At 61.9% G+C, this 13,496-nt stretch carries 14 protein-coding genes; 3 read left to right on the top strand and 11 right to left on the bottom strand.

Annotated features, from left to right (window positions below):
* Nucleotides 1–17: 17 nt before the first annotated feature.
* From NR126_RS13235 to NR126_RS13205, 7 genes are all read right to left on the bottom strand, one after another.
* Nucleotides 18–1,070 carry a YCF48-related protein gene (locus tag NR126_RS13235; protein ID WP_256830394.1) on the bottom strand — a complete coding sequence of 351 codons (1,053 nt, stop codon included), beginning with the start codon at nucleotides 1,068–1,070 and terminating at the stop codon, nucleotides 18–20.
* Between the two features lie 383 nt (nucleotides 1,071–1,453).
* Nucleotides 1,454–4,111 carry an aminopeptidase N gene (gene pepN / locus NR126_RS13230; protein ID WP_256830393.1) on the bottom strand — a complete coding sequence of 886 codons (2,658 nt, stop codon included), beginning with the start codon at nucleotides 4,109–4,111 and terminating at the stop codon, nucleotides 1,454–1,456.
* Between the two features lie 10 nt (nucleotides 4,112–4,121).
* A complete protein-coding gene (locus tag NR126_RS13225; protein ID WP_027616533.1) occupies nucleotides 4,122–4,952 on the bottom strand; it encodes a DUF2797 domain-containing protein in 831 nt (276 codons plus the stop codon).
* Entirely contained in the window at nucleotides 4,949–5,209 is a 261-nt protein-coding gene (locus NR126_RS13220) for a YeaC family protein (RefSeq protein ID WP_027616532.1), read from the bottom strand. The genes NR126_RS13225 and NR126_RS13220 overlap by 4 nt, the downstream gene beginning before the upstream one ends.
* 34 nt (nucleotides 5,210–5,243) lie before the next feature.
* Complete coding sequence (locus NR126_RS13215; RefSeq protein ID WP_105755394.1) at nucleotides 5,244–6,113, bottom strand: rhomboid family intramembrane serine protease; 870 nt, start codon at nucleotides 6,111–6,113, stop codon at nucleotides 5,244–5,246.
* Nucleotides 6,110–7,081 (bottom strand): metallophosphoesterase, encoded by a 972-nt coding sequence (locus tag NR126_RS13210; protein WP_027616530.1) that lies wholly within the window; start codon nucleotides 7,079–7,081, stop codon nucleotides 6,110–6,112. The genes NR126_RS13215 and NR126_RS13210 overlap by 4 nt, the downstream gene beginning before the upstream one ends.
* Entirely contained in the window at nucleotides 7,081–7,971 is an 891-nt protein-coding gene (locus NR126_RS13205) for an NAD(+) kinase (RefSeq protein WP_027616529.1), read from the bottom strand. Before NR126_RS13205 ends, NR126_RS13210 begins: the two co-directional genes overlap by 1 nt.
* 163 nt (nucleotides 7,972–8,134) lie before the next feature.
* Between NR126_RS13205 and NR126_RS13200 the strand changes: the two genes are divergently transcribed.
* Nucleotides 8,135–9,082: a DUF1853 family protein gene (locus NR126_RS13200; RefSeq protein WP_027616528.1), complete on the top strand. Its 948-nt coding sequence runs from the start codon at nucleotides 8,135–8,137 to the stop codon at nucleotides 9,080–9,082.
* 34 nt (nucleotides 9,083–9,116) lie between these two features.
* On the opposite strand, the gene NR126_RS13195 is transcribed toward NR126_RS13200, so the two are convergent.
* From NR126_RS13195 to NR126_RS13185, 3 genes are all read right to left on the bottom strand, one after another.
* Nucleotides 9,117–10,406 carry an arsenic transporter gene (locus NR126_RS13195; RefSeq protein ID WP_256830392.1) on the bottom strand — a complete coding sequence of 430 codons (1,290 nt, stop codon included), beginning with the start codon at nucleotides 10,404–10,406 and terminating at the stop codon, nucleotides 9,117–9,119.
* Between the two features lie 60 nt (nucleotides 10,407–10,466).
* Nucleotides 10,467–10,883 (bottom strand): OmpA family protein, encoded by a 417-nt coding sequence (locus NR126_RS13190; RefSeq protein ID WP_372826415.1) that lies wholly within the window; start codon nucleotides 10,881–10,883, stop codon nucleotides 10,467–10,469.
* Between the two features lie 65 nt (nucleotides 10,884–10,948).
* Nucleotides 10,949–11,506, bottom strand: a complete 558-nt coding sequence (locus NR126_RS13185; protein WP_027616522.1) for an NADPH-dependent FMN reductase — start codon at nucleotides 11,504–11,506, stop codon at nucleotides 10,949–10,951.
* A gap of 183 nt (nucleotides 11,507–11,689) precedes the next feature.
* Here NR126_RS13185 and NR126_RS13180 point away from each other — a divergent pair, with 183 nt between their 5' ends.
* Nucleotides 11,690–11,926, top strand: coding sequence for a hypothetical protein (locus NR126_RS13180; protein WP_027616521.1), 237 nt, complete (start codon nucleotides 11,690–11,692; stop codon nucleotides 11,924–11,926).
* An 88-nt stretch (nucleotides 11,927–12,014) separates the two neighbouring features.
* Nucleotides 12,015–12,908, top strand: coding sequence for a LysR substrate-binding domain-containing protein (locus NR126_RS13175; RefSeq protein WP_027616520.1), 894 nt, complete (start codon nucleotides 12,015–12,017; stop codon nucleotides 12,906–12,908).
* On the opposite strand, the gene NR126_RS13170 is transcribed toward NR126_RS13175, so the two are convergent.
* Nucleotides 12,874–13,482, bottom strand: a complete 609-nt coding sequence (locus NR126_RS13170; protein ID WP_027616519.1) for a GNAT family N-acetyltransferase — start codon at nucleotides 13,480–13,482, stop codon at nucleotides 12,874–12,876. The genes NR126_RS13175 and NR126_RS13170 overlap by 35 nt on opposite strands.
* Nucleotides 13,483–13,496 lie beyond the last annotated feature (14 nt).

Raw genomic sequence — 13,496 nt, 5'->3', positions numbered from 1 at the left:
CTTATTATGTGCCCGGCTCATTTGCTTAGCTCAGCGCCGGTTGGCATCGACACGCGAACGCCGCCCTGTCCGACGAGAATCAGGTTGCCATTGCCTGCGGCAGTCACGCCCGAGACGGAGATCCGGTCCGGTCGATTGAACACGCTGAAGCTTTGGCCATCGTCACTGCTGCGCACCACACTGCCGCCGTTGCCGACGATGACGATGGAGCCATCGTCGAGCAGGGTCGCGCCCGACAATCCGAACTCCAGCGCACCGCGTGCGGCCTTGAGTTCGACCGGCTCCCAGGTGCTGCCGAAATCGCTTGAGCGAAACAGGTTGCCGCGCAGGCCGTATGCCAACAGGGTTGCTGGTTGGGCGGTGCCGATCACGCCGAACAGCGAGCCTTCATACGGCCCTTCGACGTGTTCCCAGGTCTCGCCCCAATCGGCCGAGCGGAACATGCTGCCTTGCTCGCCGACGATGAACAGTCCGGAATCCTTGACCGCGGCAATGCCGTTGAGGTGGTACTGGTCTTCGTTGTCGAGGCGGTCGCTGACGTCTTCCCAGGTCTTGCCACCGTCGGTGGTGGTCAATAGAGCGCCATAGGCACCCACGGCAAAGCCGCTGCTGGTGTCCTTGAACCAGACGTCGAGCAAGGGTGCTTCGCGCTTAAGGTCTTCGAATTGTTTGGTCCAGGTGAGGCCGCCATCGGTGCTGGCGAGGATCTGCGCATCGTGTCCGACGGCCCAGCCGTGCTGCTCATCAACGAAGAACACGGAGGTCAGCAGTTGCCGGGTCGGCACTTTGGCCTGGGTCCAGGTGGCGCCCTGATCATTGGAGTAGAGAATGTGCCCGCGATCGCCGACCGCGATCAGCCGGTTGCCGGCGTGCACCACATCGAGCATCAAGCCCTTGGCGGCCTTGGCCGATTCAATTGAATAGACGGTTTCGACGGCGGGCGTCGCGGCCGCCAGCACCGGGGCCGACAGCACTGCAGTCGCCAGCAGCGAGAGCGCTGTAGCCAGCATTGCGAATCTGCGCAGTGCCGGCGGGCGGCCAATACCCACACCCATGACAGGCTCACTCATAGACCTTTCTCCCATTATTATTGTCAGGTCGTTTAACCCTTGGGGCGCCGTTCAGGGAGTTCATGCTCTTTTTAAACAGCTTCAACACACTGCTGAAACCTGCCGTCTAGAGCCCCTTCTGCGGGCTGGCTTATCCTATCCAGCTTTGGAATCGTCTGACAATCAACGCCACGTTATGTTTTGTTAACCTGGGGATTGAGGGTAGATGCTGAATGAGCGGTCATTCGTGGGGATGATGAAAAAAGCTCGCTGAACTCGATGTTTGTAGGAGCTTGCTGGCGAAGGACTTGAGAGCGCCGCGTGCAGTCAGGAAACCCGCGTCATCGTTCAAGACCTTCACCGGCAAGCCGGCTCCTAGTGAATCTGCGTCGCCTGGTTGAGCATCAAGCCAGACTTTTGCTGACCACCTCAAACACATCACTGGACAACTCACCGGAGGCACGGATGCGTTCCAGCTCGGCCTTCATCAACGCCTGGCGGGCGCTGTCGTATTTGCGCCAGCGGGTCAGCGGCGCCAATTGCCGGGAGGCGATCTGCGGGTTGAAGCCGTTGAGTTCGATCACCAGATCGGCGAGGAAACGGTAGCCGGAGCCGTCGGCGGCATGGAAGTTGATCAGGTTCTGCCCGGCGAATGCACCGATCAGCGCCCGTACCTTGTTCGGGTTCTTGATGGTGAACGCCGGGTGCTGCATCAGCGTCTTGACCCGCTCCAGGCCACCCGGCAAGGTGCTGCCGGCCTGCACGCTGAACCACTGGTCCATCACCAGCGGGTTGGCCTTGAAGTGCTCGGCGAAGCTGGCCAGGGCCTCGGCCTTCTGCTCGTCGAACGGCGAGTTGACCAACACCGCCAGCGCGGTCAGGCGTTCGGTCATGTTGTCGCAATGTTCGAACTGCTCGAGGGTCGCCGCCAACACTTCCGGCTTGCCGCTGAGCATCAGGTACGACAGCGCGATGTTCTGCAGGGCGCGCCGGGCGAAATGCTCGGCTTCGGCGACGTATGGGGTCTGGCGGGACAGGTCGCGATTGGCCTGGTAACGCAGCCACAGGCCTTCGAACAAGGCGTCTGCCAGTTGCTTGCGGGCGAATTCGCGGGCGTTGTGGATCGCTTCGACGTCTGCCACTTCGCTGATTTCAGTCAGGTATGCCTCACCTGGCAGCGAGAGCATTTCGGCAACCATGGCCTGGTCCAGCGACTCATCGGACAGCACGGTTTTCAGCGCCGTCACCAGCCGTGGATCGAGAGTCAGCGTCTCGCCCTTCTGCTGCTGAGCGATCAATTCCTGCAACACCTGCACCGCCAGTTGCTGGCCGGCGTCCCAGCGGTTGAAGCCGTCGCTGTCGTGCTGCATCAGGAACATCAACTGGTCGCGGTTGTACGGGAAGCTCAGCTTGACCGGCGCCGAGAAGCCGCGCAGCAGGGACGGCAGCGGTTGTTCGGCGATGTCGACGAAGGTGAAGGTCTGTTCCGCTTCGGTGACCGAGATCACCCGGGATGTACCTTGAGCGGCGGCTTCGCCGGTCAGGCGCAGGGCAATCTCGTTGCCTTGGCTGTCCAGCAGGCCCAGCGCAACCGGGATCACGAATGGCAGTTTTTCCACCTTGTCCGGGGTCTGCGGGCAGTTCTGGCGAAAGGTCAGGCTGTAGGTCTTCGCGGCGGCGTCATAGGACTCGCTCACCGCCAGGCGTGGTGTACCGGCCTGGCTGTACCAGCGCTTGAACTGGGTCAGGTCGACGCCGTTGGCATCTTCCATGGCCTTGATGAAGTCATCGCAGGTCACGGCCTGGCCGTCATGGCGTTCGAAGTACAGGTCACTGCCTTTACGGAAACCCTCGGCGCCAAGCAGGGTGTGAATCATACCGACCACTTCCGAACCCTTCTCGTAGACCGTCAGGGTGTAGAAGTTGGAGATCTCGATGAAGCTGTCCGGGCGCACGGCATGGGCCATGGGGCCGGCGTCTTCGGCGAACTGGTGGGTGCGCAGGAACGCCACGTCCTGGATGCGCTTGACCGTGGCCGAGTTCATGTCGGCGGAGAAGCCCGAGTCGCGGAACACGGTGAAGCCTTCCTTGAGCGACAACTGGAACCAGTCGCGGCAGGTCACGCGGTTGCCCGACCAGTTGTGGAAGTATTCATGGGCGACGATCGCTTCGACCCGCTGGTGCGCGGCATCGGTGGCGGTCTCGGCGCGGGCCAGCACGGCGCTGGAGTTGAAGATGTTGAGGCCCTTGTTCTCCATGGCCCCCATGTTGAAATCGTTGACCGCGACAATCATGAAGATGTCCAGGTCGTACTCGCGTCCATACACCTCTTCGTCCCAGCGCATGGACTTCTTCAGGCTGTTCATCGCGTGCTGGCATTTGTCGATATTTTCCGGCTCGACGTAGATGCGCAGCGCCACGTCGCGCTGGTTCATGGTGGTGAAGCTGTCTTCGACGCACCACAAGTCACCGGCCACCAGGGCAAACAGGTACGCCGGTTTCTTGAACGGGTCTTCCCAGGTCGCCCAGTGCCGGCCGTCTTCGCCAGGACCGGACGCGATCGGGTTGCCGTTGGACAGCAACACCGGGTAGCTGTGCTGCTCGGCGACCACGGTGGTGGTGAAGGCGCTCATCACATCCGGGCGGTCGAGGTAATAGGTGATCTTGCGAAAGCCCTCGGCTTCGCACTGGGTGCAGAACATCGTGCCGGATTTGTACAGGCCTTCCAGGGCGGTGTTGGTTTCCGGGTGGATGCGCACGCTGGTGTCGACCGTGAAGGTGGTACTGGTCGGGTGCAGGGTCAGGTGGCTGTCAGTCAACTGGTAGTCGCCGGCGTCCAGCGCATGGTCCGCCAGGCTCACTGCCAGCAGTTCCAGCTGTTGGCCATCGAGCACCAACGGTGGCAGGCCCGGGCCACGCTCGGGGTTGCGGCGCATCACCAGTTGCGCGTGGACCAGGCTGTGGTCCTCGAACAACTCGAAGGTCAGGTGTGTTTCGTCGATCAGGTACTCGGGTGCCTGATAGTCCTTGAGGTAAATCATCTTCGGTTGTTCGGTGCGCATGCTGGAGTCCTTACTGATGCACGGCGAGCTGGTAGGCCGTGTACTTACGAATATTGATCACGCCGGTGTCGAAAATCAGGTACTGGCCCTTGATTCCCATCAGCGTGCCTTCGGCAATCGGCTGCTTGTCCAGGTTGAAGCTGACAATCTTGGCCGGGTACTGCTCGACCGGATAGCGAATTTCCAGCGGCGCGACGTCGGTTACTGTCTGGATCGCCTGCAGGCCAAATCGTTCCTGCAGGCCCTGCAAACCGTCGGCACAACTGGCGAACAACTGATCGCGCACCTGAGCCAGGTCGACAGGCGTGGCATCGCCCTTGAGCAAGGCGCGCCAGTTGGTCTTGTCGGCCACCTGGCTGCGCAGCAGGTCTTCGACGAAGCCCGATTGCTGGCGAGTGGCAACACGCATGATCGGCAGGGCCTGGCTGGCACCCTGGTCGATCCAGCGGGTCGGCAGTTGGGTAGCGCGGGTGATCCCGACCTTGACCCCGGAGGAATTCGACAGATACACGATGTGATCGGTCATGCAGAACTGCTCGCCCCACTGCGGCTCGCGGCAGGTGCCAGCGTCGTAGTGGCAGCGCTCGGGGCTCATGATGCAGACGTCACACTGGGCCAGTTTGGTCATGCACGGGTAGCAGTAGCCCTGGCTGAAACTGGTCTTGGTCTTGCGCCCGCAATGGGTGCAGTGGATCGCCCCCAGGTATTCCAGGCGCACTGTGGAGCCGATCAACGGATTGACCGGCACCTCGCTGTCGCCCAGGCGAAAAGCATATTGCACGTTCGGCCCGTCGAGGCGCGCCGACATTTTACTGATTGCACCGCGGCCAATCTCGATCAATGGATGGCATCCGACTTGAACAGGATATTTGGCACCTGAATCGACTTCGAGCTGCATTCCTGCGGGCCCATGTAACCGGTGCGCTGGTCTTCCGGCAGGTTCTGCAATTCCCAGGCGATCATCGCCTGCAGGGACAGTTCACGCTGCTCGGTGGTCAGTTTGCCGCCGTCGGACCACTTGCCGATCTCCACCGCCAGTTTCAGGCTCTGGTAGATCTCGGGGGTGATGTTGCTGATCATTTCGTTGAAAGAGGACATCAGGGTCTCCGTGCTCTTCAGTGACGTAACAGAATTAGAGGGCGATTTTACGGCGACTGTACAAGCCGCCCAACAAACCGCTGAAGCATCCGACGAGTAACCCGCCGACATGGGCCGCGTTGGCGATTTCGCCGAAGCCGATCATCGACATCAGCCCGGACATGCACAGCGCCAGCCACACCAGCATCATCACCAGCACCCCACGGGGCAGGCGATACGCCGGGTTGGGCGCCAGCCACTGGTAGATCCAGCAGTGTCCGAGCAAGCCGTAGAGCACCCCGGACAGGCCGCCGAACAGCCCCGGACCGCCGTAGTAATATTGCGCGTAGTTCGACACCAGGCTGAACAGCAGGGTCAGGCCCAGCAGGTTGATCCCACCCTGGCGCGCTTCGATGCGCCGCCCCAGTTCCCAGTACCACATGCCGTTCATGGCGATGTGCAGGAAGCCGAAGTGAATCAGCATCGGCGTCACCAGGCGCCACCACTGCCCTGCCGCCAGGCTCTCGGTCAGCGAGGTGAACTGGATGTATTCGCCCGCCACCCGGTATTGCAGAAAGGAAAACCATTCCATGGTGTCGAGGTTGGAGCCCAGCAGCGTCAGGCCGCCGACGATCAGGGTTGCCAGCAGCACCAGCGCGGTCATCGGGCTGTGGCGCAGTTGCTCGACAAAGCCCGGACGCTGCGAGCGCGCGGCCGGTGGCAGGTCCAGTTGCTGATCGGGATCGCCCGCTGGAAAGCGCTGATACAGCGAGCGCACGTCCTCACTGATCGCCTCCGGCGCCCACAGCACCTGCTCGCCAGCCTCTTCGCTGACCCGATGGGGCACCTGCATACGCTGCAGCAGTTTGACGAAACCACTGAGATCAACACTCAGCGGCAGGCGCAGTACGGCAACAGCAGTCATTGCGGGGCCTCCGGCCGTTCAACATCGACCCAGACGAACTTGTTCGGGTCGAGACGGGTTTCCTGGTCCAGGCGATAGGCGACCAGCTTGCCGTACAACACGGCGCTGTAGTCCAGGCACGCCAGGTTGGAGCGGATCGGCGCCGGCGTGCCGCTGCGCCAGTAGTGACCGACAAACAACAGTGGCTGTTCGACGTCGTAGCGCAGCAGTTTGTTTTTTTCCACTGGCGACAGCGGCGTCTGTGCCACGGGTTCGGGCAAGGCATCCGGCTGGAACACAATATCGCCGTAGGTCTGCGGGTTGTCTTCCCAGAACTTGGTGCGGAAGAACGCGCGCGTCAGGCCATCGCCGCTGGTCATGGTCTGGCCATGGGGCAGGCGCATGTCGGTGCCGCGCAGCAGGCGGTCGAAGGCCATGCAGGCAAAACTGCCAGGCACTGCCGCCGCCTGGACGAAATGTTCATCGACGCGGCCGTCGGGATACTGTTCGCGCAGCAGGTCGATCAGCGCGCCGTCCCAGCAGGCATGCACCACGCGGAAACGTCCGGAATCGACGAACAGCGGCATCTCGTAGAACCAGGCAAGGAAGTCGTGCCAGTCCCCCGGATGGTGAGCGAACTGGGTCAGGGTTGCTTCGATCAGGCGCGCATGGCGTGGGGTGTGTTCACGCACGTACTGCTTGCCGCTGCCCGGTGGTGCCGGAGTGGACCAGCCCAGCGCGTTGAACTCATGGTTGCCCATGATGCACAGCGCCTGCCCGGCCTCGACCATGTCGTGGACGATGTGCAGGGCCTCGCGGATCCGCGGGCCACGGTCGATCACATCACCGAGAAACACAGCCATGCGCCGGGCGTGACGCCACACGCCACCGTGCTTCTCGTAACCGAGCCGGTCCAGCAGATGCTCAAGGGTATGAGCGCAACCGTGCACGTCACCGATCAGGTCGTAGCTACGCGCGGGATCGAGCATCAGTCGCCTCCACCACCCAAGCGGCTACCCCAGCCCAGCTTCGTCCGGCAGACTTCGTAGTAGTTGTGATCCAGCGGATGGATCAGGCGCAATTTCTGCGCTTTTTTGCTGATGGTGATGGTGTCACCGGGGGCGCAGGTGAAGTGGTTCTGCCCGTCGCAGGACACCTGCGGGTAGATCTGCATATCCTTGGACACGACTATTTTCAGCTCACTGTTGCCATCGACCACGATCGGCCTTCCGGACAAGGTATGGGGGTACATCGGCACAATCACAATGGCATCGAGCTTGGGATGCATGATCGGGCCGCCGGCGGACAGGGCATAGGCGGTGGAACCGGTGGGGGTCGAGACGATCAGGCCGTCGGCCTTCTGGCTGCAGACGAACTGGCCGTCGATGTACAGCTCGAACTCGATCATCCGCGTCGATTTGCCGGGGTGCAGCACCACGTCGTTGAGTGCATCGCCCTGGCCGATGGCTTCGGCATGCCGACGGACTTCGGCCTGCAACAGGAAACGATTTTCCACCAGGTAATGGCCGTCGAGCACTTCGGCGACCTTGACTTCCAGTTCATCAGGACGGATGTCGGTGAGAAAGCCGAGGTTGCCGCGGTTGATCCCCAGCACCGGGATATTGTGGCGCGCCAGGGCACGGGCGGCGCCCAGCAGGCTGCCGTCACCGCCAACGACAATGACCATGTCACAGACTTCGCCGAGCATTTTGCGCGACGAGGTTTGCAGGCCGTGGCCAGGCAGGACTTCGGCGATGGTGTCTTCGAGAATCACGTGCAGGTGCCGGTCAAGCAGGAATCTTTTCAGTCGGCGAACGGTATCCAGCACCTGAGAACTGCCCAGGCGACCGATGATGCCGATATTGCGAAATTGCTCCATGGGGCTCCTAGCGAGGGTCGGTTGGCCGTGGGGGCTGTGCCGCCCAGGTCGGCAGACCCTGAGGTCTGCAACAGCGAAAAGCCCAATTATGGGCGAAAGCGCGCCGTAGACAAAATCCTTTCAGCGGCAAGGGGCCACTGCGGTTTGCGGCTATGCTCGCAGGATGATCCTATTTCCCGATTTACTGCAGTTGCCCCAGCAATTACGTCACCCTGAAGTGCGTGACCTAGCGTGGGTCATCCTCGCCCCGCCGATGCTCTGCGCCACGCCCTGGCCACAACGCCACCCGCTGGCCGGCAGCGACTGGGTGCGCGACCCGCAGCGGCTGGAGCACTGGCTGCGGCAACTGGACCGCGACAGCTATGCACTGCTGCATTGGTTGTCCCAGGCCCGCACTCGACGCCTGGGTCTGTACTACGAGCGTTTGTGGCAGTTCGCCGTGGCGCAGGCGCCGGGGATCGAGCTGATCGCGGCCAACCTGCCGATTCGCCGCGAGGGTCACACCCTCGGGGAGTTGGACATGCTGCTGCGTGATCGCGAGGGTGTGCATCACCTGGAACTGGCAATCAAGCTGTACCTGGGGCCGCAGCACGGCGATGGCGCGGATCCGGCTCAGTGGCTGGGCCCCGGTTGTCACGACCGGCTGGACCTGAAGCTGGCGCATCTGAGTCAGCACCAACTGCCGATTTCCGCCCGCCCGGAGAGCCGCGTCGCCCTTGCAGCGTTGGAGGTGGAAGATTTCAGCGCCACCTTGTGGCTCGGCGGCTATCTGCTCTACCCCTGGCCAGGCCACGCCGCCGCCCCTCACGGCGCCCATCCGCAGCACCTGCGCGGTAGTTGGCTGCACCAACAGGACTGGTCGGCTTTCGTCGCGCAACGCCCGCCCGGCCGCTGGCAACCCCTGCCCCGCCACGCCTGGCTGGCCCCGGCCCACTACCCGGCAGATCAAACCTGGGACGCTGGGCAACTTCAGGATTGGCTGGAAAACCTCGACCCACTGGCGCCGGCGCAGCTGTTGGTGCGTCTGAGCGAGAACGCCCGGGGTGATTGGGAAGAGGCCGAACGGCTGTTCCTGGTCTCGGACCACTGGCCGAATGTACCGGGGAATTGATGTGCCTGGACTTGATACACCATCATCCCCAGCCTCAGAACCCCACCGTCAACCGCACCGCCAACGCCGCCAGCGTCAGCAACAACACCGGCAACGTCAGCACAATCCCGACCTTGAAGTAATACCCCCAGCCAATCAGGATGCCCTTGCGCTGCAGTACATGCAGCCAGAGCAAGGTCGCCAGGCTGCCAATCGGGGTAATTTTCGGCCCCAGGTCGCTGCCGATTACGTTGGCGTAGATCATCGCCTCCTTGACCACCCCGGTCGCCTGGCTGGCATCGATGGACAAGGCGCCAATCAGCACGGTGGGCAGATTATTCATCAGCGATGACAGCAGCGCCGTCAGCAACCCGGTACCCATGGCCGCGCCCCATACCCCTTGCCGGGCGAAAGCGTCCAGCCAGCCGGCCAGGTAGGCGGTCAGCCCGGCGTTGCGCAGGCCGTAGACCACCAGGTACATGCCCAGCGAGAAAATCACGATCTGCCACGGCGCCTCCTTGAGCACCTTGCGCGTGGAAATCCTGTGACCACGCCCGGCTACGGCCAGCAGCAGCGCCGCACACACCGCCGAAATCGCACTGATGGGTACCCCCAACGGCTCCAGGGCAAAGCACCCCAGCAGCAGAATGACCAGCACCACCCATCCGGCATAAAAGGTCGCCTTGTCGTGGATCGCGCTCTTCGGCTCATCCAGTTGCCCGGGTTCATAGGCCTGCGGAATGTCCCGACGGAAAAAAACCATCAGCACCACCAGGGTCGCCGCGACGGCCACCAGGTTGACCGGCACCATCACCGCGGCATAGCGGTTGAAGCCAATGTGGAAGAAGTCCGCCGAGACAATGTTCACCAGGTTTGACACCACCAGCGGCAGGCTGGCGGTATCGGCGATAAATCCGGCGCCCATGACGAAGGCCAGGGTCGCCGTCGGTGAAAAACGCAGGGCCAGCAACATCGAAATCACGATCGGCGTCAGGATCAACGCCGCGCCATCGTTGGCAAACAACGCTGAGACCAACGCCCCCAGCACGATCATCCAGGCAAACAACCGACGCCCGTTACCCCGCCCCCAGCGCGCCACATGCAACGCCGCCCAGGCAAAAAAACCCGCCTCGTCCAGCAGCAGGCTGATGATGATCAGCGCGACAAAGGTGGCGGTGGCATTCCAGATGATCTCCCACACCAGTGGGATATCGCTGATCTGCACCACGCCACTGAGCAACGCCAGTCCGGCGCCGAGCATCGCACTCCAGCCCACACCCAGGCCACGGGGTTGCCAGATCACCAGGGTGATGGTCAGCAGGAAGATGGAGGCGGCAATGAGCATGCGTGGGGCCTGCAACAACTGGAGAAGGGAGTCACCTATCCATCAGTTGCTGCGGGCTTGTCAACTCGCCACGGGCCCCATTGATGCGCTGGAGCAGGCGCCGGCTTCAGGAATCAGGCGAATATCCACTCGCCGATTCTCGACGCGCCCGGCGGCCGTGTCATTGCTGGCAACCGGCTGATTGGCGCCAACCCCCTGGATAACGAAGCAGCCACTGGGGATATCACCCATGCGCTGCATCCAGTCACGAACAGCCAGGGCCCGGGCGTGGGACAACTGCAGATTGCGCTCGGTGTCGCCGGAACTGTCGGTGTGGGCACTGATGACGATCAACCAGCCTGGCCGAGCCTTGATAGTCACCAAGGCGTCGATCAGTACCTTGGCCGAATCGGTCCTGAACTCGGCGCTGCCGGGTGCAAACAACAGCAGACTGTCCAGACGCACGGGCGTTGGAGCTTCTTCCTGCTGAAAAGCCAAGGCGTCTCTTACGCCAACGGTAGCTCGGAGAGGCAGGGACTTAAATGTCCAGAATGACCTTGCCCTCACACCTTCTTGTGCTGCTCCACCCACCCCGCAAATGCATCGATAAAGCTCTGCAAGAACGGCTGAACCTTATCCGACAGCTTGCCCGACTCATCAAAAAACGTCCCCGCCCCACCCAGATAAGCTTCCGGCTGCTGCAGGCACGGGACGTTGAGGAATACCAGGGACTGGCGCAGATGGTGGTTGGCGCCGAAACCGCCGACGGCGCCCGGAGAAACGCTGATCACCGCACCGGGCTTGCCGCTCCAGGCGCTTTTACCGTAGGGCCGGGAGCCAACGTCGATGGCGTTTTTCAAAGGCGCCGGCACTGAGCGGTTGTATTCGGGGGTGACGAACAGCACTGCGTCGGATGAACGTACCTGCTCGCGGAAAGTGCTGTAGGCTGCCGGCGGTGTTTCGTCGATGTCTTCGTTATAGAGCGGCAGGTCGCCGATCTCGACGATGTTCAGCTTCAGGGTGGCCGGGGCCAGTTCCGCCAGCGCCAGGGCAACCTTGCGGTTAATCGACTGTTTTCGCAGGCTGCCTACCAGGACAGCGACCGTATGGACCTTGCTCATGGGAATTCCCGACTATCTGGCTAAAGGAGCCTGTAGTTATAGATGATCCACGGGCAGTGCAGCGGGTTTGGCTCGGGCAATCACGGCAATTCACTATTTTTTTCCGGAAGGAAAACTTCCCACGCTTGACGACGGTCTACTGAACCGCAAATTGAATGACTTATTCCCAGAGGTTCTAAGCAGATGGCAGCAGTACTCGTCGGACAATTCCATGCAAGAGACGCGCAGGGCCGCGTCTACTCGGTGCATGAGTTCCAGGAATCCACCCCAGCGGTCGACAGTTTCGGCGGATCCGCACCGGTCATGACCTACAAATTGGCGATCGGAGACCGGGTCAATAAAGTCGATGACAACCAGTTCGTGCTGGTACAAACAGGCGTCACGCTGATTCGTGAACCCGAATCCGTGGTCAGCGCCTGAGTAATTCCACGACCCGTTGGAGTCATGGTTGCGGACTTGGGTTAGGATTCAGCCACTACCCCTCACCCGCTGAACATGGACTTCACGCATGCGTCTACGCCATATCGAAGTGATCCAGGCGCTCCTGCAAACCGCTCACGTGGGTACCGCAGCCGAGATGTTGCAACTGCCGGTGACCGAGATCGAGAGGGTATTGCGCGAGGCCGAGGATCAACTCGGCTTCATGCTATTCGCCAGTGTTCGCGGGCGCTTGCAGGCCACGCGTGAAGCACGGTTATTGCAGGTGCAGATCGCCAACGTTTATAGCGCGTTCGAACCTGTGCAACGCCTGGCTGAAAGCCTGCGCCAGTACCACGCGCCGCCATTGCGGGTGATTGGCACGCCGCCCCTGGCGTATCAACTGCTGCCGCAGGCTATTGCCAGTTTGCGCCGGCGCTTCCCCGATATGCCCTGCTCTCTGCAGAGCCAGCCCACCGCCGACATCGTCAGGAGCCTGTTGCTGCGCGAAAGCGACTTGGGATTGAGCCTGCACGACCCCGAACACAGTGACATCCAATGCCAGGTGCTGGCCCAGGGCAAGCTGCAACTGCTGGCGCCCCACGGCTGGCTGCAACCGCGACAGAAGTACATCTCGGCCCAAGACCTGGCCGGCCAGGCGCTGGTCGGGCTGGAAGGCCATGACCCATTGAGTGTGCTGTTCGACAGCAAGCTACAAGCGTTGCGCCCTGCGCCCGTGGTGCAGACCCGGGTGCAGACCCACCAGATGATGCGCAGTATGGTCGAGGCCGGTGAAGGCCTGGCGATTGTCGATCCGTTTACCGCCCTTGGCGCCAAGGCGTCCGGACTGGATGTGTGCCCGGTGTCGCCGGCGGTGCCGATCAGTCTTTACGCCCTGAGCCTGAAGAATGTTGAGCCAACAACGGCGCAGGAAGCGCTGCTGGAGATCATCACGACGAACGCCCAGGCACTGTTGCAGGGTTGAGGGCGGTTGCTTCGTCGAAAAATCGATACCAGAACAACGCCACTTCCTGGGTGCGTGGATCAATCCCCCGATAGCGCAGGTGATCGATGCCGCCCAGCACGTAGCCGCAACGCTCATACAGCCGACAGGCACCGAGGTTATTGTTCTGAGTCTCCAGCATGATCCCCGGCAGCAGTTTCTTCTGACTCCAGAACTGCGCCACGTCCAGCAAGGCCTTGGCCACGCCATGCCGCCGGGCCGGCGCATGCACCGCCACTTCATCGATATGGGCCAGGCCATTCCAGTTGGTGCTGACCACGATATGCCCCACCGCCTGCTCGTCCAGAAAAGCCATGAAAATCGCACTGTCGGGGGCATCGTGGTAACTCGCGAACTCCTCGGCGTCAATGCCATAACATTTGCGGTAAGGCGTCACCGCGTGCAACGGCCACTGCGCCACCGGCCGGTCGATATGGGCACTGATATAAGCGCTGATTTCAAAACTGAAATCACTGGCGCAGATATAGGCGGCAAAGCCCTGGTCGGCGACACGCACCGCGAGATTCGGCTGTCGGGGGTTACTCAGCGGTTGCATAGGGGGAAACGTCC

The sequence above is a fragment of the Pseudomonas sp. Pse1 genome (assembly GCF_024519635.1).
In the GTDB taxonomy this organism is placed as follows: Bacteria; Pseudomonadota; Gammaproteobacteria; order Pseudomonadales; family Pseudomonadaceae; genus Aquipseudomonas.
Note: the sequence above shows the minus strand (reverse complement) of the source record. Positions and strands in the feature narration are given on the sequence as shown.